This window comes from Lentzea sp. NPDC051208, from assembly GCF_040682435.1.
GTDB classification, from domain to species: domain Bacteria; phylum Actinomycetota; class Actinomycetes; order Mycobacteriales; family Pseudonocardiaceae; genus Lentzea; species Lentzea kristufekii.
Map to the genome: position 1 here is coordinate 543,591 of NZ_JBFBAW010000003.1, position 24,679 is coordinate 568,269.

The following is a 24,679-nucleotide window of genomic DNA, read 5'->3' on the forward strand; positions in this document are numbered from 1 at the left end:
GCTCCTGGTCTGACGGGCGTGACGGGTCTGGCGGGTCTGGTTGGGTCTCGTGGGTCAGAGCCAGGCCTTCAGCCGCCGCAGGGCCTCCTCGATGTCCCGCGTCGAGCCCGCGAACGACATCCGCACGAAGTGGTGCCCGTCCACGGGGTCGAAGTCGATCCCGGGCACGATCGCGACCCCGGTCTCGTCGAGCAGCTTCTTGCAGAACCCCATCGAGTCGTCGGTCAGATGCCGCACGTCCGCGTACACGTAGAACGCCCCGTCGGCCGGCGCAAGCTTGTCGATACCGAGGTCGGTGAGTCCTCCGACCAGCAGATCCCGGTTCACCTTGTACCGCTTGAGGTGCTCGGCCGTCTCCGCGTAGGCGTCCTCGTGGAAGGCCTCGACCGCCGCGTACTGCGCCAACGCGGGCGGACACAGCGTGAAGTTGCCAGTCAGGCAGTCCACAGCCCGCCGCAACCGCTCCGGCAACAACATCCACCCGAGCCGCCACCCGGTCATCGCAAAAGCCTTGGAGAACGAGTTGACGACGATCGCGTCCCGCGACGTCTCCCAAGCACACTTCAACGGCTGGCCGTAGCTGATCCCGTGGTAGATCTCGTCGCTGATCAGCTGAACCCCGTTGGCCGAACACCACGCCGCGATCGGCTCGACGTCGGCGACGGTCCCGGTCGGGTTGGCCGGACTGGCCACGATCACACCCTTGAGCCCGGGATCGAGCATCTCGACCGTGGGCTGGAACCGCGTCTCCGGCCCACACGGCAACTCGACGACCTCACACCCCAACGCCTTGAGGATGTTGCGGTAAGCCGGATACCCCGGCCGCGCCAGGGCGACCCGATCACCCGCGTCGAAGGCCGCCAGGAACGCGAGCGTGAAAGCCCCCGACGACCCGGTGGTCACCACCACGTCGTCCGCCGACACGTCGAGGTCGTACTGCCGCTTGTAGTGCCCGGCGATGGCCTGCCGCAGCTCCGGAATCCCGAGCTGCTCCGTGTAGCCCAGCGCGTGCACGTCCAGAGCCCGTGCCGCGGCCTCCCGCACCGGACGCGGCGCTGGGCTCGACGGCTGGCCGGCGGCCAGGGAGATCACGTCACCGTGCGTCCGCTGCCTCTGCGCGGCGGCGGACAGCACGTCCATGACGTGGAAGGGCGGGACGTCGGCGCGGGCGGCCACGGTCAGCATGCCGTCAGGCTAACTGCCCGCTACCTCGCCCGACCTCTGTCCGTCTCGCGCCTCACGTCTGTCGGGTTCGCGCGTCGCCTCGGATCTCCGCGTCCGCCTTCACCGCGTCGGCTCCCCACCAAGGTCCCTGGGGCCTCGTCCCGAGGTCCCCGGTCGCCAGGTCCTCGTCCCCGGTACCCGTTCTCAGGTCCCGGTCCCCAGGTCCTCGTTCCCCGGTTCCCGTCCTCACATCCGCAGTCCCCGTGCTCAGGTTCTCCAGTCCCCGTGCTCAGATCCGCGGTCCCGTTCCCAGATCCGCGGTCCCGTCCCCAGATCCGCGGTCCCGTCCCCAGATCCGCGGTCCCGTCCCCAGATCCGCGGTCCCGTCCCCAGATCCGCGGTCCCGTTCTCAGGTCCCGGTCCCGGTCCGCGTTCTCAGGTCCCGGTCATCACCACCCCACGACCACCACCGAAACACCCCAGCTCCCCATCATCAGCTCCCCGCCACCTCAGTCCCGCCACCCCAGCACCCTGCACCCAAGTCCCGACCAGCCCAGCACCCACACCCCAGTACCAGCTTCAGCTCTCCAATCACGTCAACTCACAACGCCCTCTGGGGGCAGCACCTCCGGTCGCACCCCCCGCGCTTCCGCAATATGCGGGCGCAGATAACAGTGTTTCAGGACATGCGCTACCCGTGTGGGTGTGGATAACCGAAATCCGGCACATCTCCGTCACGAGATACCTGACGATGAAGTGCCGGATTCCGGACAAAGCTCACCCGATCGAGCGCGCTAATACCCTTGGTAACCGCCGCCCTGGGACATCGCCTTCAGGCCGGGGTGCCCTTCGAAGCCGCCGTAGCGCGAGAACGTGTAGCGAACGCCGGCGATGATGTTGTCCACCGGATTCCAGATGTCGTCGTGGCCGGGCAGCTTGTGCGCGTTGAACGTCGAGTCGATGCACTGCATGAGGCCCTTGGAGGGCGTTCCCGCCTGGGCATTGGAATCCCAGAGGTTGATGGCGTGCGGGTTGCCGCTCGACTCCTTCTCGATGATCTTCCAGATCTCGTCGATGTTCTCGTCGGTGACGGGAATCCCGGCGGCCTGGAGGATCTTGATGGCCTCGCGGATCCACTCCTCGACGTTGCCGGGAGGCGGGCTGCCGGAGGGCGGGCCGCCGCTGGAGCCGAGGCCGCCCATGCCGCCGCCCTCACCTCCGCCGCCACCGCCGCCTCCTCCACCGCCGGAGGCACCGCCACTTCCTCCACCGCCGCCGTTATTCGACGTAGTGGCGGGCGCGGGCTGCGGGTCCGATGTGGACGACGGCTTGGTCGACTCGTCCGGCGGTGGGGCCGGAGCCCACTCGATGGGCTTGCCGGGGGCCGGGGTGAAGGACTGGGTGTTCGGGTCCTGGAGCGACGAGAACTTCGGGGTCAGCGCGCCGGGGCGGGACTTCAGGGTGCCGGCGGCGGCGTTGACCGCGCTTTCTGCTTGGGAGACAACGGGTTGGGCGTCACTGGTGGCTTCGGCGCAGTAGCTGCGGATTAGGCTGTCGACGTCCTCTTGTGGCTGGTTGCGGAGTTGCTGGCGCGCTTGGCGGGCGCGGCTCAGAAGGTTTTCGCAGATGCGGCTCATCGAGGTCTTCGCGGTTTCCAACGCGTTCGCGGCCGCCTCCAGGTCGGTCGCGGCGTTGTTGAGCGCTTCGGCCATCGAGGTGCCGCACTTCGTGACGTTGGCCATGTAGGCGACGAAACCGTCGGCGGACTTGCCTTCCCAGGCGCCGTCCAGCTGCGTGACGGACCTCTGCAGGACGTTCGTCTGGTCGCCGCACTTGCCCGCGGCCTGCTTCCAGCGGTTCGCGATGTCGCGCACGGCCTGGGGTTGTGCGGTCTCGATCTTGTCCGCGAGCGCGGCCAGTTCGGCGCCGCCGGGCAGCGCCGCGACTTCGTCCATCGCGCTCATGTCAGACCGCCTTCAAGGAGTTCTTGTTGGCTTCCTCGACGTCGGCGACGTTGGTCTGGATCGCGTCCAGCGCACCCTCGACCTTGCGCAGCACCTTTTCGGCCGCCTCGAACTCCTGGGTGCCCGCCTGGTCCATTGCGGACACCGCTGCGGAGATCGCACCGGACGAACCGAGTTTTCCGAAGATGTCCGAATTGCCGTACTGGCCGGAAAAGCCGTCACCGATCGCGCCGAATTGTCCGGCCTGACTGCTCACGGTCGTTCGGCACTGTTCCATGGCTTCAGTGTTGAACTTCGTCGCAGCCATGCGCGCCCTACCCCCTCAACGTCTGCTCATCGACTTTAGAACGAATTGCGCCGGGCAGTGCGCCGATTCGCTCTTTCGAGACGACGATGCCCGCCCGTCGAGTTCGACGGGCGGGCACGTACGAGGGTTCCGTGATCAGACTTCCTGCAAGAGCTCCCAGATCGCCCCGGCGAGCCGATGGTTGTCGACCGGCGTGATGGTGCACCACTTGCGGCCGTCGCTGCTCGGCTTGAGCTGACGGAGATAGCGCCCGTTGTGCGTGTCGTGGAAGGAAACGACACGATCCGCACGCCGTCCGTTGCGTTGCGCGCCGAACTGACCGCGCGTGGACATGCCGTCGAGCATGCCGGCGAGCTCCTGCGCGTCACCGAGCCGCATTCCGCGCCGCTCCAGCGAGGTGATCATCGCCTGAGCGTCGAGCCCGACGTTCTTGGCGGCGGCCACCAGCTCGTCGTAGGGCATGCTCGTCGACCGCCCGAACCCGGCAGGCATCTCCCCGGCGACCGACACCGCGGCCTCGGCGAGAGCCGTGCCGCGCGCCTCGATCAACCACATCTCGTCGCGATCCTGCACCGCCAGGATCGCCTCGTCCCCGATCGCCGCCGCGAGTCCGCTGATCTGCCGGTCGGCCCAGATCCACAGGTCGATCGACACCTGGTGGTTCGCCAGCAACGCGAACCCGTCGGCGAGCTCGGGCACGACCCGCCCGTTGCGGGCGAGGCCGCGCGCCTCCAGCGACTCCCAGGCCCGCTTCACCACCTCGGACTTCTCGGTGTGGGTGATGGAGGGAATCCGCGTGTCGAGCGCGACGTGCGCGGCCGGGAGGCGTTGCGCCTCCCAGACCACGGCGAACTCCACTGTGGACAGAACCACAGAACCTGGTGAGCTCAAGGGATCTACTTGTCCTTCGGGTCTTCGCCGATGACGGACTGAACCACCATGCGGTCATCGCCGAACATCTCGTCGGAGTCGACGCCGTACTTGCGCACGTGCTCGCCGTCCTCCTCGCCCTCACCCTTGGCAGCACTGGCCGCGGGCGACATGAGCGAACCAGCACCCTTGCCTGCCACACCACCCTTGCCGGCAGCCGCAGCGCCGCCGCGATTCGCCTCAGGTCCGACGCCGCTGACACCGCCGGGCGTCATCGCACCACCCGGTCCCTTGCCCGCAGCACCGGTACCGCCGGCACCAGCACCTGCACCACCGGCTCCAGCACCGCCGCCACCAGCCTTGGTGCCGCCGATCGTGCTGGGCGCGCCCTTCGGTCCGGTGGGTGCGATGGGCGTCTTCGGAGCCTGGCTCGGACCACGCCCACCGCCGACGACCTGCGCTCCACGCGCGCTGGCCGTGCCACCGGCGAGACCGGCGGCAGCGGCTGTCGCGGCGGCGAGGCCGATCGACGGGGTGCCGAACGGCTTGGGCAGGCCGGGGCCTGCGGCGAGCGGGTTGGGCGTGCCCGTGCCGGGCATGACGCCGGTGGTGTTGCCGGGCGTGCTCGGGATGGGGCCGACCGGGACGCCTGGGGAGCCGGGGCTACCGGGCGAGCCGGTGAAGCCTGGGCCGCCGTTGATGCCGGGAGGGCCGCCTGCCGGCGTGCCGACCTGAGGGCCGACAGGCGTGGCGACGGCACCACTGGCCACGACGATGTCTGGTGCCTGAGCAGGAGCGCGGAAGCCGTCGAGCGAGTTCTGGCTGTTCGAGACGTAACCGTTGAGGCTGTCGATGGCCTGCTGGCGAGCCCTGTTGGTCGCCTCGACCTCCTTGGCGTGGTCCGTCTCGATGCCGAAGAAGCCTCCGACCTTGTCCTTGAGATTTTGTTCGGTGTCGCCACGCAGGTCCTGCGACGGGGGCGTGCTGTAGCGGGCATGGCTGGTGCTCTCGCCCTGCTGTGTTATGGCATGAGAGCTTTCATTCGACGCCTGGGTGCTGTCGTCGAGACCAGCGGCAACGACGTCGGTTTCCTCATGACTCTTCTGAGCAGCCGCGCCGCCCCATTCGATCTTGAGTTCTCTCAGCTGCGCGCGAATCGTCTGATCGATACCGTCGATGGTGTTGGCCAACGTTCGCAGCGCCTCGGATGCTTCGCTGAACTGCGTCGCGATCGTGGTGCCTGAGAGCTTCTGGACCTCGTCAGCCAAGTCCTGGTTGGACCAGCCGTCGAAGTTCCAGTCGTTGAGCTGCCGATAACCCGACATGGCTCCCCCTCACTTCAATGTCTTGAGCGTCGAGAGCGCGAGACCAGCGGCCTTCTCAGCCTTCCCGCACAGCACGGCCTGGTCTTTTTCCTTGGTGGTGGTCGGGATATAACTGACCATCAACTGCTGGCCATCGGCAACGTCAATCGCCACCGAGCAGTCGAACCCAGACCCGCCTTTCAGCTTGACCTCCACCGCGCCGAAGTCGCCAACCTTGATCACTTTCGCGTCAACGTTGCCGCCACCCTTCAGCCAATAAGAAACACCGTCGTGGGTCACCGCGCCGACTTGGTAGCCGAATCCGCCGTCACTGCCGTAATCACAGCTGGGTGACTCCTTGCCCTCCACTAGATCCAGCTGAACAGGATCGGCGGAAACAGCGCTGATCTGCTTCATCTGTTCTGCGGTGAGCAGCTTGCAGGTATCGATCGAGTCCAACTTGAGCGCCTGCGGACGCTCAGGCATCTTGCTTCCGGAATCGCTTCCGGAAGAGGTGTTCGACTGGGGAGCTGGGGTTGGGTTTCCCTTCTCCCCGCCGGTCGTGCAAGCCGAGGCGACCATCACGGCAAAAACCGCAACGGCGAGCTTGGAGATACGCATCTTCACTCTTTCGACTTGCTGAACACGGCCTGAATCTCGTCCTCGGTGTAACCGTACTGCTGCGCCGAGGACTGCAGCTGCTCAGAGAGACTCCGAAGCTTTTCCATGTACAGGGTGATTCTGTTTGCGTACGAGTCCTCGTGGTAGACGAGCCTGTCGTTCCACGCATTGACGACGTCTTCGGAAACCTTGTCGTCACTGCCTGGGATTCGCAGCTTGGGAACGTTGCGTTTGTACGCCCTCTCCAACAGGTCGAGCTGGTCATGGATGACCCTGCCGGCCTTCAAGACGGTGTCCTTGTCCACGTTGAACTGTTGCGACGACGGGCCGGCGGTCAGCCTGTCGATCATCGACGACGCGGCCTTGAAGGCCATCGCCGCTCCAGCTACCGCGCCACCGGCCACACCCGCGACGGCACTGAGAGCGGCATCCGCCCCCGCGCTCTCCTGTGTCACGACGTCCTACCCCCGTACGGTTGGTAACGGTTCGGTCCCGCTTCGCAGGCTACCAACGCCTGCGTAAGACGTACCTGTGGTTGGACGAAGACCACCCCTCGTTGGTTCCACATCACGCTCAGTGCCGTTCCTGGTAGCGCGGGACGTCGATTCGGTACGTCCGCGCCTTGGAGAAGACGCACGCCGTCGACGCCGCGATGGGGGCGATCAACGAACCCGACTGCGCCCAGGGCTCCGCCGCACGGCAGGCCCTCGGCAACGCCACGCCGGTGCGGGAGAGGGTCGGGGACGCAGTCGCCTGCGTCGAAGGTGCGGAAGGCGATCGGATAGGGCACAGCAAGTCGGGTGAGAACGCCACGAGCCCAATAGCGTTGGACACGTGCTAGAGCGACTCAACGAGGCCATGGCCCGCATCGAGGACGACCTCGAAGGCGAGGTCGACGTCAAGGTGCTCGCGCGGATCGCGGGGACCAGTGAGTACCACCTGCGTCGGATGTTCAGTGCGCTGGCGGGGATTCCGCTCAGCGAGTACGTCCGGCGCCGGCGGCTCACCAAGGCGGCGAACGAGGTCCTCAGTGGACAGAGGTCGTTGCTCGACATCGCGGTCAGGTGGGGTTACGGGTCCAACGAGGCCTTTGCCCGGGCCTTCAAGGCCATGCACGGGGTGGGGCCTCAGGAGGCTCGGGCCAGCAAGAAGGCGTTGCAGTCGCAGCAGATTCTCACGTTCAGACTGGTTGTGGAGGGGAGTACGAACATGGAGTACCGGGTTGTCGAGAAGGACGCGTTCCGGGTTGTCGGGCGGGGGACGCGGGTGCCGTTGGTGCACTTGGGGATGAACCCCGCGATCGTCGAGTTCGTGAAGGGCATCGGGATGCCGACGCTCGACAGGATGAAGGAGCTCAGCGACGGGGAGCCCGCGGGGATGCTGGCGCTCACCTTCAACCAGGAAGGGGTCGAGGAGGGCGACATGCTCGACTACTTCCAGGGGGTGGTGACCAGCCAGGAGGCGCCGGAGGACATGGAAACCCTTGAGGTGCCTGAGAACACGTGGGCGGTGTTCACGGCGGCTGGGCCGTATCCCGAGACGATTCAGCACATGTGGCGGGACGTCTACACGCAGTGGTTCCCGGCCAACAGCTACGAGAGTGTTGAGGGGCCGTCGATGTTGCGCACGCAGATCGACGGTGATCAGGCCACGGCCGAGTTGTGGATTCCTGTCACCAGCTGAGTACCAGGCGTTCCATCACGTCTCGTAGTTCCAGAACGGCCAGCCACGCGTCGGGGATCACGTCTGTGCCGTCGCGGGCGCCGAGGATGTTGCCGCAGATCGAGCCCGTCGAGTCGCTGTCGCCCGAGTGGTTCACGGCGATCCGGACGGCGTCGGCGAAGTTCGCGCCGACGAGGGCGGCGTGCAGGCCTATGGCCAGGGCTTCTTCGCCCACCCAGCCGCCGCCGAGTTCGGACTCGATCTCCTCCGGGGTCAACGGGCCCAGGCCCATCACCTTGTCCAGCAACGAGGTCTGTTCCTCGTGGCCTTCCCAGCGGACGAGTTCCGCTCGTGCCACGGCCACCGCCGAAACCAGGTCCGAGCCTGCCAGCAGGGCTTGGACGATCACTGCCAGAGCGCCTGCGGACAGGTAGCCGCTCGGGTGGTGGTGCGTCATGCGGGCGGTGTCCGCGGCCAGCGTGAAGACCTCGCGCACGTCTTGTGACCAGACTGCGACGGGGGCGGCGCGCATGACCCCGCCGCAGCCCTTCGAGTTGTTCTTCTCGTTGTGCTTCAACGCGGTGATGCACGTGTGGCCCGGCGCCCGCCGTGAGTGCAGGCGCTGGTCCGCCATCAGCCAGCCGTCGGAGGCGACCAGTGGGCCGCCCTGCGTGTGCAGCCAGCGCCCGTAGGCGGCCCGCACGGTCAGTCGCGGGTCGACGCCGTGCCGGCGGGCCAGGAGGAGGCCTTCGAGGGTGAAGAGCACCATCTGGGTGTCGTCGGTGATCTCCAGCGACGGCAGGTCGACTACGCCCGCGGGGCCGTGGAGATGGCGGATCGTGTCGATCGACGAGAACTCGATCGGCGCGCCCAGGCCATCTCCCACGGCCCCGCCCAGCACACACCCGAGGAGGCTCACGGCACGGTGATCTTGCCGTCGATGGCCTTCGTCGCGATGTCCGAACGGTGGTGCGAGCCGGTGAGGTGGATGTCCGCGATGCGCTTGTAGGCGCGCTCGCGGGCCTTCGACAGCGACTTGCCGGTGCCGACGACGGACAGGACGCGGCCGCCCGCGGAGACCACGGCGCCGTCCTCACGGCGGCGCGTGCCGGCGTGCAGGACGCCGTCGGCCTCGGAGCCGGTGATCACGTCGCCGGTGCGCGGGAGGTTCGGGTAGCCCTCGGCCGCGATCACGACGGTCACGGCGTAGCCGTTCTCCCACTCCAGGGCGGGCAACGAGGCCAGCGAGCCGTTGGCCGCCGCGAGGAACAGAGCCGAGATCGGCGACTTCAGCAGTGCGAGCACCGACTGCGTCTCCGGGTCGCCGAAGCGGCAGTTGAACTCGATCACCTGCACGCCGGACGACGTCAGCGCCAGGCCCGCGTACAGCAGGCCGACGAACGGCGTCTCGCGAGCGCGCAGCTCGTCGACCACGGGCTGCACGCACTGCGACACGATGTCGTCGACCAGGCCCTCCGGCGCCCACGGCAGCGGCGCGTAGGCACCCATGCCGCCGGTGTTCGGGCCGGCGTCGCCGTCGCCCACGCGCTTGAAGTCCTGCGCGGGGAGCAGCGGCACCACGGTCTCGCCGTCGGTGACGCAGAACAGCGACACCTCCGGACCGTCCAGGAACGACTCCAGCAGCACGGGGTGGCCGCCGTCGAGCAGCGTCATGGCGTGTGCACGGGCCGCGGCCAGGTCGGACGTGACGACGACGCCCTTGCCGGCGGCGAGACCGTCGTCCTTCACGACCCACGTCGGCCCGAACCGCCCGAGAGCGGCGTCCAGGCGGGCCGGGTTGTCCACGACCTCGCTGTGCGCGGTCGGCACCCCCGCCGCGTTCATGACGTCCTTCGCGAACGCCTTCGAGCCCTCGATCCGGGCGGCGGCCTTCGAGGGACCGAAGCACGGGATGCCGAGGGCCCTGACCGCGTCAGCGGCCCCGACCACCAGAGGTTGTTCGGGGCCGATGACGACCAGATCGGCCTTCCACTCCTTCGCGAGGCCGGCGACGGCCGAGGCATCGGCGACGTCGACGCCGTAGATCTCGGCGTGCCCGGCTATGCCTGCGTTGCCCGGCGCGCACGCCAAAGCAGTCAGCTGCGGGTCGCGCGACAACGCGAGGACAAGGGCATGCTCACGGGCTCCAGACCCGATGACCAGGACGCGCACGAGGCCTGAGAGTAGTTCAGCCCAGCGCCTGCTTCGCCCCAGGGTGCAGCGGGACGGGGTCGGAGGCCGCGGCCTTGTCCCGAGCGATGTCCTTCACGGCCGGGTGAACCTTCTCCAGGTCAGCCTTCTTGTCGAAGATCAGCTTGGTGACGGCGCAGGCGTTGTTGGCCGCGAAGTCCTCACGGACGAGCAGCAGGTTCGGCACCACGATCGTGGGAACCTCGGCCACCCCGTAGGTCGCCGCCGGGATCGGCGCGGTGTCGTACACCGGGCTGATCTTCTTCATCTCCGGCAGCAGCGGGGTGATGTCGATGAACTTCACCTTGTCCTTGAGGGACGTGGTGATGTCCGTGATCTGCGGCGTCGGCAAGCCGCCCGACCAGATCAGGCCGTCGATGCTGCCGTCCTTCATGCCGTCCGCGGTCTTGGTCAGGTCGAGCCGCTGCGCCTGGACGTCCGAGTCGATGTTGAGACCCGCCGACTTCAGCAGCCGTCCGGCGATCACCTCGGTGCCGGACTTCGGCGAACCGGTCGAGATCCGCTTGCCCTTCATGTCCGCCACGGAGTTGATCCCGGAGTCCGCGCGCACGAGCACCTGCGTGTAGTTCGGGTAGATCCGCGTCAGCGCCGCGATCTTCTCCTTCTTGCCGTTGAACGCCCCTGCGCCGTTGACGGCGTCCGCCGCGGTGTCCGCCAGCGAGAACGCGATGTCGTAGGTGCCGGCGACGAGCTGCTGGATGTTCTGCACCGACGCGCCGGTCTCGGCGGACGACGCCTTGAGCTTCGAGTTGTCGGAGATCAGCTTCGCCAGACCGCCGCCGACCACGAAGTACACGCCACCGGAGTTGCCGGTCGCGATCGTGATCCGGCCGTCCGAGGCCTCGCAGGACGTCTGAGAACCGCCTGCGTCAGGCGTGGTGGGTGTGCGTTTGCCGCCACACCCGGAAACCACGAGCGCCAAAGCGATCGCACCGATCGCGTATTTACGCAGCATCACGAACCCTCCCACGGGTCACCAGGTGTACCGCCACGGCCACCACGAGGAACCCGGCCCCGATGGCGATCGTCAACGGCTGCAGATAGAGCAGGAACAACGCGGCCAGCAGGCACAAGATCCGTTCCGGCCAGCGCGCGCGACCGAACAACCAGCCGCCCGTCAGCACGGCGAGAGCGGCCACCCCCAGCGCGGACGCTCCGAACGCCCACACCGAGTCCAGCAACGGCCCGCGCAGCAGCAGAGCGGCGCCGGCGTCGGTCAGCACGAACGCCAGCGGCACCAGGAACGCGGGCAGCGTGTACTTCCACGTCTGCCACATCGTCTTCATCACGTCGCCGCCGGTCAGGGCCGCCGCGGCGACGGCCGCGAGTGCGGTCGGCGGCGTCACTTCGGACAACACCGCGTAGTAGAAGATGAACATGGCGGTCTCGGCCGGCTCGACCCCGAGCGTGATCAACGCCGGTCCGATGACGACCCACGAGATGATGAACGACGCCGTCACCGGCACGGCCAGCCCGAGCACCGACACCGCCACGGCCGCGAGCACCGCCGTCAGCATCAGCACCACGACGGGCTCGGACGTCAACGCCGAAGCCAGGTCGACCAACGACCCCGCAAGCGCTTGCCCCAGCCCGGTCTTGGTGATCGTCGAGGTCACGACACCGGCCGCCGCGCACACCGCGATCACCGGGAACGCCGAGCGCACCCCGACGGACAACGCGTCCGCGATCAACTTCAGCCACTCGTGCCGGTGGTTGATCAACGCGAACAGCGCGGCCACGCCCGTCGCGTACACGACGGCCTTGTAGACCGGGATGTCCATCGCGAGGAACACGATGATGATCCCGAGCGACAGGAAGTGGTACCAGCCGAGCTTGAACACGTCCCAGAACCGCGGCCCGTCCACGTCGACCGGACGCGCCCCGAACCGCCGCGCGTCGGCCTCCACGGCCAGCGCGATGCCCAGGTAGTAGAGCAGCGTCGGGATGATCGCCCAGACCAGCACCGACAGGTACGAGACCTCCAGGTACTCGGCGATGATGAACGCCGCCGCGCCCAGCGTGGGCGGCGACAGGATCGCGCCGATGCCGGACGCCGCGAGCAAGCCGCCCGCGTTCTCCTTGGGATATCCGGCCTTCTGCAGCATCGGCCAGGTCACGGCACCCAGCGACACCGTGGTCGCCGTACCGGAGCCCGACACCGTGCCCAGCAGGAAGCCCGCGGTCGCCGCCGTGCGACCGGGAGCGGTCCGCGACTTCCGGAAAGCGGCGAAGCTGACGTCGACGAAGAACTTGCCGGCGCCCGAAGCGTTCAGCACGGCGCCGTAGATCGTGAACAGCACGATGTAGGTCGCCGCCACGTCCAGCGGCGTGCCGTAGAACCCGCTGCCGTCGTTGAAGAAGCCGTTGATGATCTGCGGGAAGTCGACGCCGGAGTGCGCGATCGACCACGCCGGCGGCAGGAACCCGCCGTAGTAGGCGTAGGCGACGAACGCGAGGCAGACCACCGGGAGCACCCAGCCGGTCGTGCGCCGGCACGCCTCCAGGATCAGCACCAGCAGCACCGAGCCCGCGAGGACGTCGAGCGTCGAGAGCTGGCCCTGCCTGTTCAGGAACTCGTCGTAGCCCCCGAACAGCGGATAGGCGCCGACCACGAAGGCCAGAGCCGCCAGCACCCAGTCCCACCAGGGCGGCGCGTGCCCGCGGCCGTACGCGAGGAACACCAGCGGCAGGGTCACCGCCAGGAACATGATCAGGTAGTACTGGCTTCCCTTGGCGAACGGGAAGAACACCTGCTTGAGCACCAGCAGTGCGATCAGCAGGCCGGCGATCCACAACGCCCGCTCCCACCGCGGTGAGAGCGAACGCGACGGCATCTCCTCGTCGTGCTCCGCGACGATGCGGGCGAGGTCGGGGTTGGCCACGGACCGACCGTACTGTGGGCGCGATCACAGCAGCAGAGGATCAATCCAAAGGAACTGCAAAGACTTCACACGACGGCAATGTCCACATAGCACCAGCGCCAGTCCTCGCCCGGCTCGAACGAGCGCATGACCGGATGCTGGGACGCCCGGAAGTGCGCCGTCGCGTGCTTGTGGGGACTGGAGTCGCAGCACGCCACGTGCCCGCAGGACAGGCACATCCGCAGGTGGGCCCAGTTGCGCTCACCCAGAGCGAGGCAGTCGGCACAGCCCTCGGTGGACTCCGGCGCGACCGACGGGGGCAGCGCCCCCACGTGCGAACAGGTCATGACTTCCATCATTACGCAAAATAAGCGGCATGTACGGGCCTGAGCTCCTGCTGCTGCTCCTCGGGGCGTTGATCGTCACGGCCGTCGCACGCCGGGTGAACTGGTCGGCGCCGCTGGTCCTCGTGGCCGTCGGTCTGATCGTCTCGTTCATCCCGGGCGTGCCGGAGTTCGAGCTCGATCCGCACCTGATCCTGCTGGTGGTGCTGCCGCCGCTGCTCTACAGCGCGGCGCTGGACAGCTCCTACCTCAACATCCGCGCGAACCTGCGGCCGATCGGGTTCCTCGCGGTGGGGCTCGTCCTGTTCACGACGTTCGTGGTGGGCGTGACGGCGAAGCTGGTCTTCCCGGACCTGCCGTTCGCCGCCGCGCTCGTGCTGGGCGCGGTCGTGGCGCCGCCGGACGCCGTGGCGGCCGTCGCGATCGGCCGCAAGCTCGGGTTGCAGCGCCGCGCGATGACGTTGCTGGTCGGCGAGAGCCTGATCAACGACGCGACGGCGCTGACGGCGTTCAAGGTCGCGGTGGCGGCCGCGGCGGGTGCGGCGATGCACCCGCTCGACGGGGTGTGGATGTTCGTGAAGGTGACGATCGGCGGCATCGCGATCGGCCTGATCGTCGGGGTCGTCGTCCGGTTCCTGCGCAAACGGCTCTGCGAGGGTGTGCTGGAGAGCGCGCTCGGCCTGCTCGTGCCGTTCGGTGCCTACCTGCTCGCGGAAGAGGGCTTCCACGTCTCCGGCGTGCTCGCGGTCGTCGTCGCCGGTCTGTACATCGGGCACAACGCCCCGCGCGGCAGCTACACGACCCGCCTGCAGGACGGGGCGGTGTGGCGTTCGGTGGACGCGCTGATGGAGTCGTTCGTGTTCGCGCTCATCGGGCTGCAGGTGTCGTCGATCATCAGCGACGTCGAGCTCGGACCGCGCCTGCTGCTCGGTGCGGGCGCGGTGCTGCTGGCCACGATCCTCGCCCGGTTCGTGTGGATGTACCCGGCCTCCTACCTGCCGGTGTACCTCAACAAACGCATCCGGGAACGTGAGGGCGTGCCGCACCTGGGGCAGGTGACGGTGATCTCGTGGGCCGGCATGCGGGGTGTCGTGACGCTGGCCGCGGCGGCCGCGATCCCGACGGACGTTCCGGGACGTGACGTCATCCTGTTCTGCGCGTTCGTGGTCACGGTCGCGACGCTGCTATTGCAGGGCACGACGTTGCCGTGGCTGATCAACAAGATCGGCTTCGAGGGCGACGACGCCCGCAAGGACGCGCTGGCCGAGGCGCAGGTGCAGCACCGGGCCGCGCAGGCCGCGGTCACGAGGCTCGACCAGGAGACCGAGGAGGTCCCCGACCACGTCCGCGACCAGCTCCGATCGCTCGCCGAGCACCGGGGCAACGCCGCCTGGGAACGGCTCGGGCGGCAGGAGGAGGAGAGCCCCGCGGCCGCGTACCGGAGGCTGCGCAGAGTGATGCTGAGCGCCGAACGGGACGAGTTCGTCAAGGCCAGGGACAAGGGCGAGATCGACGACGAGGTGCTGTTCCGGGTGCTGCGGGAGCTGGACCTGGAGGAGGCCGCACTCTCTCGTGAGTAACCGTTCACCTGCTTTTCGTGTTGCGATGCTTGAGTGCGCTCTCAACACAAACGGGAGGTCGAACGATGTATCCCAGAGGGATCCGGGCCCGTGGTCTAGCCGCCGTAGTCCTCGTGTTCGCGGGTGCGGTGGTGGCGTCCCTGCCCTCCGCGTCCGCCCACGACGACAAGGGTCCGATCGTCATCGGGCACCGGGGCGCTTCGGCGTACCGGCCCGAGCACACGCTCGCGGCGTACGAACTGGCCGCGCGCATGGGTGCCGACTTCATCGAGCCGGACCTGGTGCCCACCAAGGACGGCAAGCTGGTCGCCCGGCACGAGAACGAGATCGGCGGCACCACCGACGTCGCCACCAAGGCGCAGTTCGCCGACCGCAAGAAGACCAAGACCATCGACGGTGTCGCCGTCACCGGCTGGTTCACCGAGGACTTCACGCTCGCCGAGCTGAAGACGTTGCGCGCCAAGGAACGCATTCCGGCGATCCGTCCGCGCAACACGCTCTACGACGGCCGCTTCGAGGTGCCGACGCTGCAGGAGGTCATCGACCTCTCCAAGCGCCTGTCCCGCGAGCTGCACCGCGAGATCGGCATCTACCCCGAGACCAAGCACCCGACGTACTTCAAGTCGATCGGTCTCGCCCTGGAGCCGAAGCTCGTCGACGTCCTGAACCGCAACGGCCTGAACCGAAGCAGCGCCAAGGTCTACGTGCAGTCGTTCGAGGTCGCGAACCTCAAGGAGCTCAACAGGTCGCTGCGCGTGCCGATCGTGCAGCTGGTCAACGGTTCCGGCGCGCCGTACGACTTCGTCGTGGCCGGCGACAAGCGCACCTACGCCGACCTGGTCACCCCGGCGGGCCTGCGCGAGATCCGTTCCTACGCGGACGGTGTCGGCCTCGCCAAGGACGTCATCATCCCGCGTGACGCCAATGGCTTCCTCAAGGCGCCGACCACCGTCGTGAAGGACGCCCACAAGGCGGGACTGATCGTGCACTCGTGGACGTTCCGCAACGAGAACTCGTTCCTGCCCGCGGACTTCCGGTCCTCGACCGACCCGGCCGCGTACGGCCGGGCCTTCGAGGAGTACGACCTGTTCTTCAAGCAGGGCGTCGACGGCGTGTTCGCGGACAACCCCGACACGGCCGTGGAGGCCAAGGTCAAGCGCTAGCCAGCGCGAGCGTGCGGTCCCCGTCGAGCAACCCGCGTTGCTTCAGCAGGGGCCGCACGCCCTCGCCGAACCAGTAGGCCTCTTCCAGGTGCGGGTAGCCGGACAGCACGAACTCGTCGATCCCGATGGAGTGGTACTCCTCGATGAGATCCGCGACCTCGGAGTGCGATCCCACCAACGCCGTTCCCGCGCCACCGCGCACGAGCCCGACGCCGGCCCACAGGTTCGGGTAGATCTCCAACCCGCGCACACCGCGACTCAGGTCGCCGCCGTGCAGTGCCAGCATCCGTTGCTGGCCAACGGACTCCGACGCGCCCAGTTGCTCCTGAGCCTTCGCGACCGCGGCCGGGTCCAGCGCGTCGAGCAGCTTCGCGGCCGACGCCCACGCCTCCGCCGACGTGTCCCGGCTGATCGTGTGCAGCCGGATGCCGAACCGGATCGGGCGATCGGTCAGCGCCCGCACCCGCGCGATCTTCGCCGCCACGTCCTCCGGCGGCTCGCCCCAGGTCAGGTAGACGTCGGCGCGGGCGGCCGCCACCGGCAGGGCGGCGTCGGACGAACCGCCGAAGTAGATCGGCGGCAGCGGGTCCGGCGCGGCCAGCACCGTCGCGTCCTGGACCTGGTAGTGCTCGCCCTGGAACGTGTACGGCTTGCCGGTCCAGATCCCGCGCACCACCTGAAGGAACTCGTCGGTGCGCGCGTACCGCTGGTCCTTGTCGAGCCAGTCCCCGAACCGCCGCTGCTCCACGGAGTCGCCGCCGGTGACCACGTTGAGCAGCAACCGGCCGCGCGAGATGCGCTGGTACGTCGCGGCCATCTGCGCGGCCAGCGTCGGCGACAGCACGCCGGGCCGGAACGCCACCAGGAACTTCAGCTTCGTGGTCTGCGCGATCAACGCGGACGTGGTGAGCCAGGCGTCCTCGCACCACGTGCCGGTCGGCGTCAGCACGCCGGTGAACCCGACCTGCTCGGCTGTGCGCGCGATCTGGGCCAGGTAGTCGATGTCCGGCTCACGGCGTGCCCCGGCAGCGGGCGCCCGGTTGGCGTGGAAGTGCTCCACGACCGTGCGGCCGTCACCGGACGTCGGCAGGAACCAGTGCAGCGTGATGCTCATGCCAGATCCCCCTGGAACCTCGTGTCCACGAACTTCGCGAAGTCGACCTTGCCCGGCAGCGTCTTGTCCTCCGTGAACGCGTCCGCGAGCTCCTGCTCCGACCTGATCACCGCGTCGTCCAGCTGCACCACCGCGTCGCCGTTGCGGTTCACCGCGGCCAGAGCGACCTCGTACTTCAGGCCCGTCTCCGCCGACCACGCCTTCGCCCACTCCTCGCGGTGCGTGTCGGCCCACTTCTGGGCCTTGTAGTAGCGGATCAGGTACTCCTTCAGCGCCGGGTTCTTCCCCTTGTCCTCCAACGCCTTCCGGCCGGCGACCTGGAAGCCGTAGCCGTTCGACTTCCCCTCGCCGGTGGTCAGCACGCGCGCCTTGGCTTCCTGCTGCGCCTGTGCGGTGTAGGGGTCCCAGACCGCCCACGCGTCGATCTTGCCCTGGGTGAACGCGCCGTACGCGTCGGCGGGCTGCAGGAAGTTCAGCGTGACGTCCTTGGTCGTGAGACCGGCCGAACGCAACGTCAGCAGGATCTGGCCGTGCGCCGAACTTCCCTTGGCCACCGCGATGTTCTTGCCCCTCAGCTCGGCGACCGTGCGCAGCGGCGAGTTCTCCGGCACGAGGATCGCGTCCGCCTCGACCTGGCCCTTGGAGACACCGATCGCGGCGATCTTGGCGTTCGCGGCCGCGGCGAAGATCGGCGGTGTGTTGCCTACCGCGCCGACGTCGATCGCGCCCGCGGAGGCCGCTTCGAGCAGGGGCGGGCCGGAGGTGAACGTCGACCACTCGATCTTGTACGGGAAGTCGTTCAGCAGACCGGCGGCGGTCAGCACCGACTTGGCGCCGCCCTTCTGGTCGCCGACCTTGAGGACGACGTCGGCGGCGGGCGTGTCCGCGGACTGCGTGCCCGTCGAGCACCCGGTGGCGAGGAGGATCGCGGCCAGCAGGCCGAGCAGGCTTCTGTCACGCAGCTTCTTCAACGTCCACTCCAAGGTCAGCGAGTACGCGGGTGCGTTGCTCCACAACGGATGCCCGGCGGCGCGGGCGGGGCAGGTCGACGTGGTGGGTCGCGACGATCCGGCCCTCGTCGAGCACGAGGATCCGGTCGGCCAGCAGCAACGCCTCGTCGACGTCGTGCGTCACGAGCAGCACGGCGGGCTGGTGCCTGGTCCACAGGTCTTCCACCAGGTGGTGCATGGCGAGCCTGGTCAACGCGTCCAGCGCGCCGAACGGTTCGTCGAGCAGCAGCACGTCCGGCTCGCGGACCAACGCCCGCGCGAGCGAGACCCGTTGCGCCTCACCGCCGGACAGCGTCAACGGCCAGGCGTCGGCGTGATCGGTCAGCCGCACTTCCTCCAGCGCCTTCAGGGCGACCGCGCGGCCGTTCGGCTTGTGCAGGCCCAGCGAGATGTTGCGCCAGACCTTGCGCCACGGCAGCAGCCGCGGCTGCTGGAACGCGATCGACACCGTGCCGGGGACTTCCGCCTCGCCTGCGACCTCGCGGTCCAGGCCCGCGAGGATGCGCAGCAACGTCGACTTGCCGCACCCGCTGCGTCCGAGCAGTGCCACGAACTCGCCGGGCTCGACCTCCAGGTCGATGCCGTCCAGCACCGTTCGCGCGCCGAAGGCCTTGTGCAGACCGCGCACGCTCACGGCCGGCTTCACCGGGCTCGCCATCGCAGGATCCTCCTTTCCAGCAACCGCACCAGGGCGTCCGTCGTCAGGCCGAGCAGCGCGTAGACCACGAGGCCGACGACCACGACGTCGGTGCGGAGGAACTCACGGGCGTTGTTGATCAGGAAGCCGAGGCCAGCGTCGGCGTTGATCTGCTCGGCGACGATCAGCGACAGCCAGGCCGTGCCGAACGCGATCCGCAGTCCCACCAGGGTTTGCGGCACGGCGGACGGCAGCACGACGTGCACGACCCGTTCGAACCGGCTGTAGCCGAGCACGCGGGCGGCCTCGACCAGACCGGGATCGGTCTGCCGGATGCCCGCGTGCAGGTTGAGGTAGAGCGGGAACGCCACCCCGGCCGCGACCAGCGCGAGTTTGGGTTCCTCGCCGATGCCGAACCAGAGGATGAACAACGGGATCAGGCCGAGGTGCGGCAGCGTCCGCAACATCTGCACGGGCGGGTCCAGCAATGTCTCGCCCCACCGGGAAAGACCGGACGCGAGCCCCAGAACGACTCCGGCAAATCCGCCGATGAGAAATCCGAACAGAACGCGCGTGATGGACACCGCGAACGCTTCGCCCAATTGGCCGTCCGCGATCAGCTCACCGGCGGACTGCGCGACGGTGAGCGGAGAAGCCAGTTTGTCGGGCGACAGCACACCCGTTGAGCTGGCCAGTTGCCACAGCAGGACCAGCGCGACGGGGCTGATCCACCGCAGCGGCGGCCTGAATTTCCGCGCCTGCACGGGCGTTGCGGTTTTCGGCCGCGCGGCCACTCCCGCTATGGACAAGGTCATGGGCAGGAAGTACAGGCGAGCCCGGGAAATGAGTCAACGACGCCCAGATCGTGAAAACGCGTCGTACATCGAGATGTTCCCCGGGCGGACATATTTCCTGCCAACGGCTTGGTGACAGCCGGGCTCGTGGCGATCACGATTCACGCCATGGATCCGGAAGGCGGCAGACCAGGGGTGCCTTCCGGCACCACGCTCAGGTTCGCGTCACTGACGCTGCTGGCGGTCGCGGCCACGTTGCTGATCTTCGACCGGTACGCGCACGCGTGGACGACGGCCACTCCGCTCGACGACGCCCGATGCCAGGTGCGGTCAGGCCTCTACCTGACCCAAGACACCGGTGAGTCACTCGGCCTCGCGCTCGACTCCGCCTCACAGGCGGTGTTCCGCGCCTTCGTCGTCGCGCCGTCGTACGGGCCAGCGAGCAGGTGTTCAGCGGCGTGCGTGCCGCGGACCCGGCGGCGATCGCGTCCGGGTGCGAGGCGCTCGGGCCGGTGCTGCGCGAGCCGTTCCCCGCGCCCCCGGCCCCGGCCCCGGCCCCGGCCCCGAAGATCGCCACGAGCTGGGCGGAGGCGTTGCGGGCGCTGGAGAACGGCACGCGGGCGTGCCTCGTCGTGTTCCGGGACAAGGGCCCCGACGACGGTTCGATGACGAAGGAGTTCCTGAAGGGCCTCGACCAGCTGGAGGTCACGCGGACCGCGCTGGTCGAGGCCCAGGAGCGAGCTGTCAGCTGAGCACGTCGTGGCGCACGATCGTCTGGTCGCGGCCGGGGCCGACACCGATCGCCGAGACGCGGGCCCCGATGATGCTCTCCAGGTACTCGACGTAGGACTTGGCGTTCGCCGGCAGCTCGTCGAACGAGCGGCAGTGCGAGATGTCCTCGAACCAGCCCGGCAGCTCCTCGTAGACCGGGACGGCGTGGTGCACGTCGGTCTGCGTCATCGGCATCTCGTCGACCCGGCGACCGTCCACTTCGTACGCGACGCAGACCGGCACCTTCTCGAGGCCGGACAGCACGTCGAGCTTGGTGAGGAAGTAGTCGGTGATGCCGTTGACGCGCGAGGCGTAGCGGGCGATCACGGCGTCGAACCAGCCGGTGCGGCGCGAGCGTCCGGTGGTGACACCGAACTCACCGCCCTGCTTGCGCAGGTACTCGCCCTGGTCGTCGTTGAGCTCGGTCGGGAACGGACCGGAGCCGACGCGGGTCGTGTACGCCTTCAGGATGCCGATCACGGTGCTGATGCGGGTCGGGCCGACACCGGAACCGACGGTCGCGCCACCCGAGGTCGGGTTCGACGACGTGACGAACGGGTAGGTGCCGTGGTCGACGTCGAGCAGGGTGCCCTGCGAGCCCTCCAGCACGACGATCTCGTCGCGGTCGAGCGCCTGGTTGAGCAGCAGGCGGGTGTCGGCGATGCGGTGCACGAAGTGCTGACCGTGCTCCAGCACCTGGTCGACGACCTGCTCGGGGTCGAGCGCCTTGCGGTTGTAGACCTTGACCAGCACCTGGTTCTTGAAGTCCAGGGCCGCCTCGACCTTCTGCCGGAGGATCTTCTCGTCCAGCAGGTCCTGCACCCGGACGCCGACGCGGGCCAGCTTGTCCTGGTAGGCCGGGCCGATGCCGCGGCCGGTCGTGCCGATCTTCGCCTTGCCCAGGTAGCGCTCGGTCACCTTGTCGATGGCCACGTGGTACGGCATGATCAAGTGCGCGTCCGACGAGATCAGCAGTCCGCTGGTGTCGACGCCCTTCTCCTCCAGGCCCGCGAGCTCCGTGAGCAGCACGCCGGGGTCGACCACGACACCGTTGCCGATCACGTTCTTCACGCCGGGCGTGAGGATGCCGGACGGGATCAGGTGCAGGGCGAACTTCTGACCGTCCGGGAGGACGACGGTGTGACCCGCGTTGTTGCCGCCCTGGTAACGAACGATCCACTGGACACGCTCACCGAGGATGTCGGTGGCCTTGCCCTTGCCCTCATCGCCCCACTGGGCACCGATCAGCACGACGGCCGGCATGTGAAACTCCAAGCACTTGGACTGGTTCGAGCGAATGCCGGTAAGTGAGGGTAGACCAGGAGATGACCGTGCGCGGAATCGTGTTGGCCTGCGGAAACACGCAGTTGCCAATGATCGCTCAACGTGACGACGTCCACGTCGTCCCGGCGAGGCCCGGCAAGGACCACGTAGATCCACATCTGGACGCCGAGCGACTGGTCGTGGCGGGCACCGACGCCGACCTCGCGGCGGTGGCGCTGCGGTTGCTGCGCAAGGAAAAGCTGGGTTCGGTGGCACTGGGTTACGTACCCCTCGCCGATTCGTCCGTTGCCGCGCTCTGGGGGCTTTCGACCGACCCCGCGCGGGCCCTCGACATCGCCCTGAACGGTGACGTAGATCCCGTCCCGTTCGTCCGCGACGACGTCGGCGGAGTGCTGATGGGTCTCGGCGTGTTGGCCCCCGTCCGGGGCGTCGGCTACAGCGACGCGGACAACGTGCTGCGCGGCCAGGCCTCGCGGGTCGAGTGCACGCCGGACCCGGACGGCGGCCTGGGGCTGCGGATCCGGATCGTCAACAAGCGCCTCATCGGCTCCAAGGTCCGGGTCAGCCGCCCGCGCGCGTTCCAGCTCGGCTGCCTCCCCACGACCGTGGTCCAGGACGGTCACAAGCACCCGCGACCGGTCGACAAGTGGACCTGGTACCGCCACACCGAGGACTTGAGGCTCGTCCGAGGCCTCTAGCCGTGCGCCTGTCATTCACTAGAGTGTCACTCGAAGGCATTGCCTAATTTCATAATGTGACTGAGGGTGGTCCCGATCACTTCCCAACGAGGAAAGTCGGGACGATGTCAAAAGTTAACCGAGCCATTGGTGTTTTAGTTGCCACCGCAGCTCTCACCTTTGGTTTTGTTTCCCCTGCACTTGCGACACCGCTCAACATCCCCACCGCAACGGTCGCCAAGTCCGAACTGGCCGGCCTCACCGTGCGCGCGGACAGCTCGATGACGGGCTATTCACGCGACAAGTTCCCTCATTGGATCACCAAGGAAGGCACCTGCAACACCCGTGAGTTCGTGCTCAAGCGCGACGGCACGAGCGTGGTGACCGACTCCAGCTGCGCCGCGACGTCGGGCCGCTGGTTCTCACCGTACGACGGCGCGACGTGGACCGCGGCCTCCGACGTGGACATCGACCACGTCGTCCCCCTGGCGGCCGCCTGGAGGTCCGGAGCGGCGTCCTGGACCACGACCCGGCGCCAGGAGTTCGCGAACGACACCGACTACCCGCAGCTGATCGCGGTGACCGACAACGTGAACCAGGCCAAGGGCGACCAGACCCCGGCCACCTGGAAGCCACCGGTGACGTCCTACTGGTGCACTTACGCCAAGATGTGGGTACACGTGAAAGCGAAGTACAGGCTCAGCGTGAACCCGGCCGAGAAGACAGAATTGACGAGCATGCTCGGAAGGTGCTGATGACACCACTCTCCTCGCTTTTCGTAGCGGGTCCCGGCGGCGTGATGACCGACGAGGTCGGCGTGGTCACGGGCGACCTGGAACTGAGCACGGAACTTTCCGACGACGGAAAGCTTCGCGCGCTGGTCCGCTACGAGGGCGCGGAGGAGTGGTACGCGATCACGGGCGCTTCGTGCGTTCTGACGGATCCTCGCGATCACGAACAGGTGCACTCTCTTCTGCACGGGCTTCTGCATCGGCCGGAGGGCTGAGGGGCGGCAACGCCTCCATCGCCTCACTCCGGCTCAACCCGGTCGCCTGCAGCAGGTCCACCGCGACACTGCGGATCTGCGCCAGCACGACCTTGGACGAGAACCCGTCCCCGCCGAGACGCCGTGCGGTGAGCACCCGCGCGGCGTCCCGCACGGCCTCCCGGGTGAGCTTCGGCTCCTTGTTCTTCTCCAACTCGCCCTTCAGACAGTCCACAGCGTCCGCGTAGTCCTTGAGCACGTCCGGCACCCCGTCCGGAATCCGCTCATCGGCCTTCAACGCGGCCATGGTCCGCCGAGCCAGCACCCGCGTGTTCCGAATCGCGTAGTCCACCGGCCCGGCAGCAGTCTGATACCTCTTGAGCTCGTCCTTGGACCGCCACCGAATAGGCGCGATCCGAGTGATCTCCCGCCCGGTCTGCAACGCCGCCTTGTAGTCGTCGATGGTCGTCTGACTGGTCCGCAACTCGGCCAGAACCCCAGCAGCCTTGACCGAATCCTTCGAGTCAAGCGCACCAGCAAGCTCCCGCAACGCCCCACTGAGGGTGTTCGTGAGCACCTTCAACTGCCGCTGCGCCACCGTCACAGGATTGGCGGGAATGAGCGCAGCCACAGCCAACCCGACCAGCCCGCCGGTCAACGCGTCGATCATCCGATCGAACCCACCACCAGCACTGGGCGGCAACAACGTGGCCACGAGCACGGCAGACGACCCGGCCTGCAACGCGATGACGGACCCACCGTCCAGCAGCACGGCAGCAGACATCGCCAACGCCACAACGAGCGCGATCTGCCAGGGCCCACTACCGATCCAACTGATCAGCGCGTCGCCAACCCCAACACCAACCGAAACGCCAACGACAAGCTCCCCAACCCGCCGCAGCCGCTGTCCCAGCGAAACCCCAAGGCAGACAACAGCGGCAATGGGCGCGAAGAACGGGTGCTGATGCCCGATGACCATCGTCGCAACCAACCAGGCAAGGCCAGCGGACAGAGCACATTGGACGATCGGCAAAGCGGCCCCGCGCCACCGGCCGAACCCACGCCTGACTGCTTCTCGAACCGCTCCCACAACTCACCCACCCTCACTGCACCCACACAAGCCGCCAGTCTCATCGCAAGCGAAGCCAAAGGCGAGCGTCCTTCCACACGGGCCAGGCGGTGTGTCCCGTCACGAGTCGCGCCATAGCTCTTGCTGCATGAGAGAAGGGGTGTCAAGCGGACGCGCTTTTCGTCCGCTTGACATGATCACCAGCGGGATCATGCTCAGCGACGCCATCAGCGGTGCCGTCGTGCTCAGCACGTCGAAGCTGCGCTCGCCGGCCCAGTCCATCAGCA

Annotated in this window: 25 protein-coding genes; 6 read left to right on the forward strand and 19 right to left on the reverse strand. The window is 67.9% G+C overall.

The genetic code is table 11. From position 1 onward, the window contains the following. Window positions 1-54 precede the first annotated feature (54 nt). The 8 genes from AB0M48_RS10115 to AB0M48_RS10150 form a co-directional block, all read right to left on the reverse strand. Window positions 55-1,185, reverse strand: a complete 1,131-nt coding sequence (locus AB0M48_RS10115) for a pyridoxal phosphate-dependent aminotransferase (RefSeq protein ID WP_363838209.1) — start codon at window positions 1,183-1,185, stop codon at window positions 55-57. Window positions 1,186-1,958: 773 nt separating this feature from the next. Then, window positions 1,959-3,128 (reverse strand): transglycosylase SLT domain-containing protein, encoded by a 1,170-nt coding sequence (locus AB0M48_RS10120; protein ID WP_363838212.1) that lies wholly within the window; start codon window positions 3,126-3,128, stop codon window positions 1,959-1,961. 1 nt (window position 3,129) lies between these two features. Further along, window positions 3,130-3,435: a hypothetical protein gene (locus AB0M48_RS10125; RefSeq protein ID WP_363838215.1), complete on the reverse strand. Its 306-nt coding sequence runs from the start codon at window positions 3,433-3,435 to the stop codon at window positions 3,130-3,132. Window positions 3,436-3,570: 135 nt separating this feature from the next. Further along, the gene (locus AB0M48_RS10130; RefSeq protein WP_319983242.1) at window positions 3,571-4,308 is read right to left on the reverse strand and encodes an ESX secretion-associated protein EspG; all 738 of its coding nucleotides are present in this window, start codon (window positions 4,306-4,308) and stop codon (window positions 3,571-3,573) included. 23 nt (window positions 4,309-4,331) lie between these two features. After that, window positions 4,332-5,630: a hypothetical protein gene (locus AB0M48_RS10135; RefSeq protein ID WP_363838220.1), complete on the reverse strand. Its 1,299-nt coding sequence runs from the start codon at window positions 5,628-5,630 to the stop codon at window positions 4,332-4,334. A 9-nt stretch (window positions 5,631-5,639) separates the two neighbouring features. Continuing rightward, window positions 5,640-6,230, reverse strand: coding sequence for a DUF3558 domain-containing protein (locus AB0M48_RS10140; RefSeq protein ID WP_363838223.1), 591 nt, complete (start codon window positions 6,228-6,230; stop codon window positions 5,640-5,642). A gap of 2 nt (window positions 6,231-6,232) precedes the next feature. Further along, window positions 6,233-6,685 (reverse strand): hypothetical protein, encoded by a 453-nt coding sequence (locus tag AB0M48_RS10145; protein ID WP_363838226.1) that lies wholly within the window; start codon window positions 6,683-6,685, stop codon window positions 6,233-6,235. A gap of 118 nt (window positions 6,686-6,803) precedes the next feature. After that, complete coding sequence (locus tag AB0M48_RS10150; RefSeq protein ID WP_363838229.1) at window positions 6,804-6,950, reverse strand: hypothetical protein; 147 nt, start codon at window positions 6,948-6,950, stop codon at window positions 6,804-6,806. 138 nt (window positions 6,951-7,088) lie between these two features. On the opposite strand from AB0M48_RS10150, the gene AB0M48_RS10155 reads away from it, so the two are divergent. Next, entirely contained in the window at window positions 7,089-7,913 is an 825-nt protein-coding gene (locus AB0M48_RS10155) for an AraC family transcriptional regulator (RefSeq protein WP_363838232.1), read from the forward strand. Here AB0M48_RS10155 and AB0M48_RS10160 read toward each other — a convergent pair. From AB0M48_RS10160 to AB0M48_RS10180, 5 genes are all read right to left on the reverse strand, one after another. Beyond that, the gene (locus tag AB0M48_RS10160) at window positions 7,903-8,811 is read right to left on the reverse strand and encodes an ADP-ribosylglycohydrolase family protein (RefSeq protein ID WP_363838236.1); all 909 of its coding nucleotides are present in this window, start codon (window positions 8,809-8,811) and stop codon (window positions 7,903-7,905) included. The genes AB0M48_RS10155 and AB0M48_RS10160 overlap by 11 nt on opposite strands. Next, window positions 8,808-10,064: a phosphoribosylamine--glycine ligase gene (gene purD / locus AB0M48_RS10165; protein ID WP_363838239.1), complete on the reverse strand. Its 1,257-nt coding sequence runs from the start codon at window positions 10,062-10,064 to the stop codon at window positions 8,808-8,810. Before purD ends, AB0M48_RS10160 begins: the two co-directional genes overlap by 4 nt. Window positions 10,065-10,080: 16 nt before the next feature. Continuing rightward, window positions 10,081-11,058 (reverse strand): TAXI family TRAP transporter solute-binding subunit, encoded by a 978-nt coding sequence (locus AB0M48_RS10170; protein WP_363838242.1) that lies wholly within the window; start codon window positions 11,056-11,058, stop codon window positions 10,081-10,083. Further along, a complete protein-coding gene (locus AB0M48_RS10175) occupies window positions 11,048-12,937 on the reverse strand; it encodes a TRAP transporter fused permease subunit (RefSeq protein WP_363838369.1) in 1,890 nt (629 codons plus the stop codon). Before AB0M48_RS10175 ends, AB0M48_RS10170 begins: the two co-directional genes overlap by 11 nt. Before the next feature lie 113 nt (window positions 12,938-13,050). Next, window positions 13,051-13,311 carry a UBP-type zinc finger domain-containing protein gene (locus AB0M48_RS10180; protein WP_363838245.1) on the reverse strand — a complete coding sequence of 87 codons (261 nt, stop codon included), beginning with the start codon at window positions 13,309-13,311 and terminating at the stop codon, window positions 13,051-13,053. 29 nt (window positions 13,312-13,340) lie between these two features. Between AB0M48_RS10180 and AB0M48_RS10185 the strand changes: the two genes are divergently transcribed. Together AB0M48_RS10185 and AB0M48_RS10190 are read left to right on the forward strand one after the other, a co-directional pair. Further along, entirely contained in the window at window positions 13,341-14,888 is a 1,548-nt protein-coding gene (locus AB0M48_RS10185; RefSeq protein ID WP_363838249.1) for a Na+/H+ antiporter, read from the forward strand. A 65-nt stretch (window positions 14,889-14,953) separates the two neighbouring features. Then, complete coding sequence (locus AB0M48_RS10190) at window positions 14,954-16,051, forward strand: glycerophosphodiester phosphodiesterase (protein WP_363838253.1); 1,098 nt, start codon at window positions 14,954-14,956, stop codon at window positions 16,049-16,051. On the opposite strand, the gene AB0M48_RS10195 is transcribed toward AB0M48_RS10190, so the two are convergent. The 4 genes from AB0M48_RS10195 to AB0M48_RS10210 are packed head-to-tail and all read right to left on the reverse strand — an operon-like array spanning window position 16,041 to window position 19,627. Beyond that, entirely contained in the window at window positions 16,041-17,165 is a 1,125-nt protein-coding gene (locus AB0M48_RS10195; protein ID WP_363838258.1) for an LLM class flavin-dependent oxidoreductase, read from the reverse strand. The two genes, AB0M48_RS10190 and AB0M48_RS10195, sit on opposite strands and share 11 nt — an antisense overlap. Next, the gene (locus AB0M48_RS10200) at window positions 17,162-18,091 is read right to left on the reverse strand and encodes an ABC transporter substrate-binding protein (RefSeq protein WP_363838372.1); all 930 of its coding nucleotides are present in this window, start codon (window positions 18,089-18,091) and stop codon (window positions 17,162-17,164) included. Before AB0M48_RS10200 ends, AB0M48_RS10195 begins: the two co-directional genes overlap by 4 nt. A gap of 28 nt (window positions 18,092-18,119) precedes the next feature. Beyond that, window positions 18,120-18,833 carry an ABC transporter ATP-binding protein gene (locus AB0M48_RS10205; RefSeq protein WP_363838261.1) on the reverse strand — a complete coding sequence of 238 codons (714 nt, stop codon included), beginning with the start codon at window positions 18,831-18,833 and terminating at the stop codon, window positions 18,120-18,122. Then, a complete protein-coding gene (locus AB0M48_RS10210) occupies window positions 18,818-19,627 on the reverse strand; it encodes an ABC transporter permease subunit (RefSeq protein WP_363838265.1) in 810 nt (269 codons plus the stop codon). The genes AB0M48_RS10205 and AB0M48_RS10210 overlap by 16 nt, the downstream gene beginning before the upstream one ends. 437 nt (window positions 19,628-20,064) lie before the next feature. On the opposite strand from AB0M48_RS10210, the gene AB0M48_RS10215 reads away from it, so the two are divergent. Continuing rightward, on the forward strand, window positions 20,065-20,358 hold the full coding sequence (locus tag AB0M48_RS10215) for a hypothetical protein (protein ID WP_363838268.1): 294 nt from the start codon (window positions 20,065-20,067) through the stop codon (window positions 20,356-20,358). On the opposite strand, the gene AB0M48_RS10220 is transcribed toward AB0M48_RS10215, so the two are convergent. After that, a complete protein-coding gene (locus AB0M48_RS10220) occupies window positions 20,351-21,640 on the reverse strand; it encodes an adenylosuccinate synthase (RefSeq protein WP_030477761.1) in 1,290 nt (429 codons plus the stop codon). The genes AB0M48_RS10215 and AB0M48_RS10220 overlap by 8 nt on opposite strands. A gap of 110 nt (window positions 21,641-21,750) precedes the next feature. On the opposite strand from AB0M48_RS10220, the gene AB0M48_RS10225 reads away from it, so the two are divergent. Both AB0M48_RS10225 and AB0M48_RS10230 read left to right on the forward strand, forming a co-directional pair. Continuing rightward, window positions 21,751-22,359 carry a hypothetical protein gene (locus AB0M48_RS10225; protein WP_363838273.1) on the forward strand — a complete coding sequence of 203 codons (609 nt, stop codon included), beginning with the start codon at window positions 21,751-21,753 and terminating at the stop codon, window positions 22,357-22,359. A 104-nt stretch (window positions 22,360-22,463) separates the two neighbouring features. Continuing rightward, window positions 22,464-23,093, forward strand: a complete 630-nt coding sequence (locus AB0M48_RS10230; protein WP_363838276.1) for an HNH endonuclease family protein — start codon at window positions 22,464-22,466, stop codon at window positions 23,091-23,093. A gap of 159 nt (window positions 23,094-23,252) precedes the next feature. Here the strand turns inward: AB0M48_RS10230 and AB0M48_RS10235 are convergent, their stop codons facing one another. After that, entirely contained in the window at window positions 23,253-24,413 is a 1,161-nt protein-coding gene (locus tag AB0M48_RS10235; protein ID WP_363838278.1) for an FUSC family protein, read from the reverse strand. Between the last annotated feature and the right edge of the window lie 266 nt (window positions 24,414-24,679).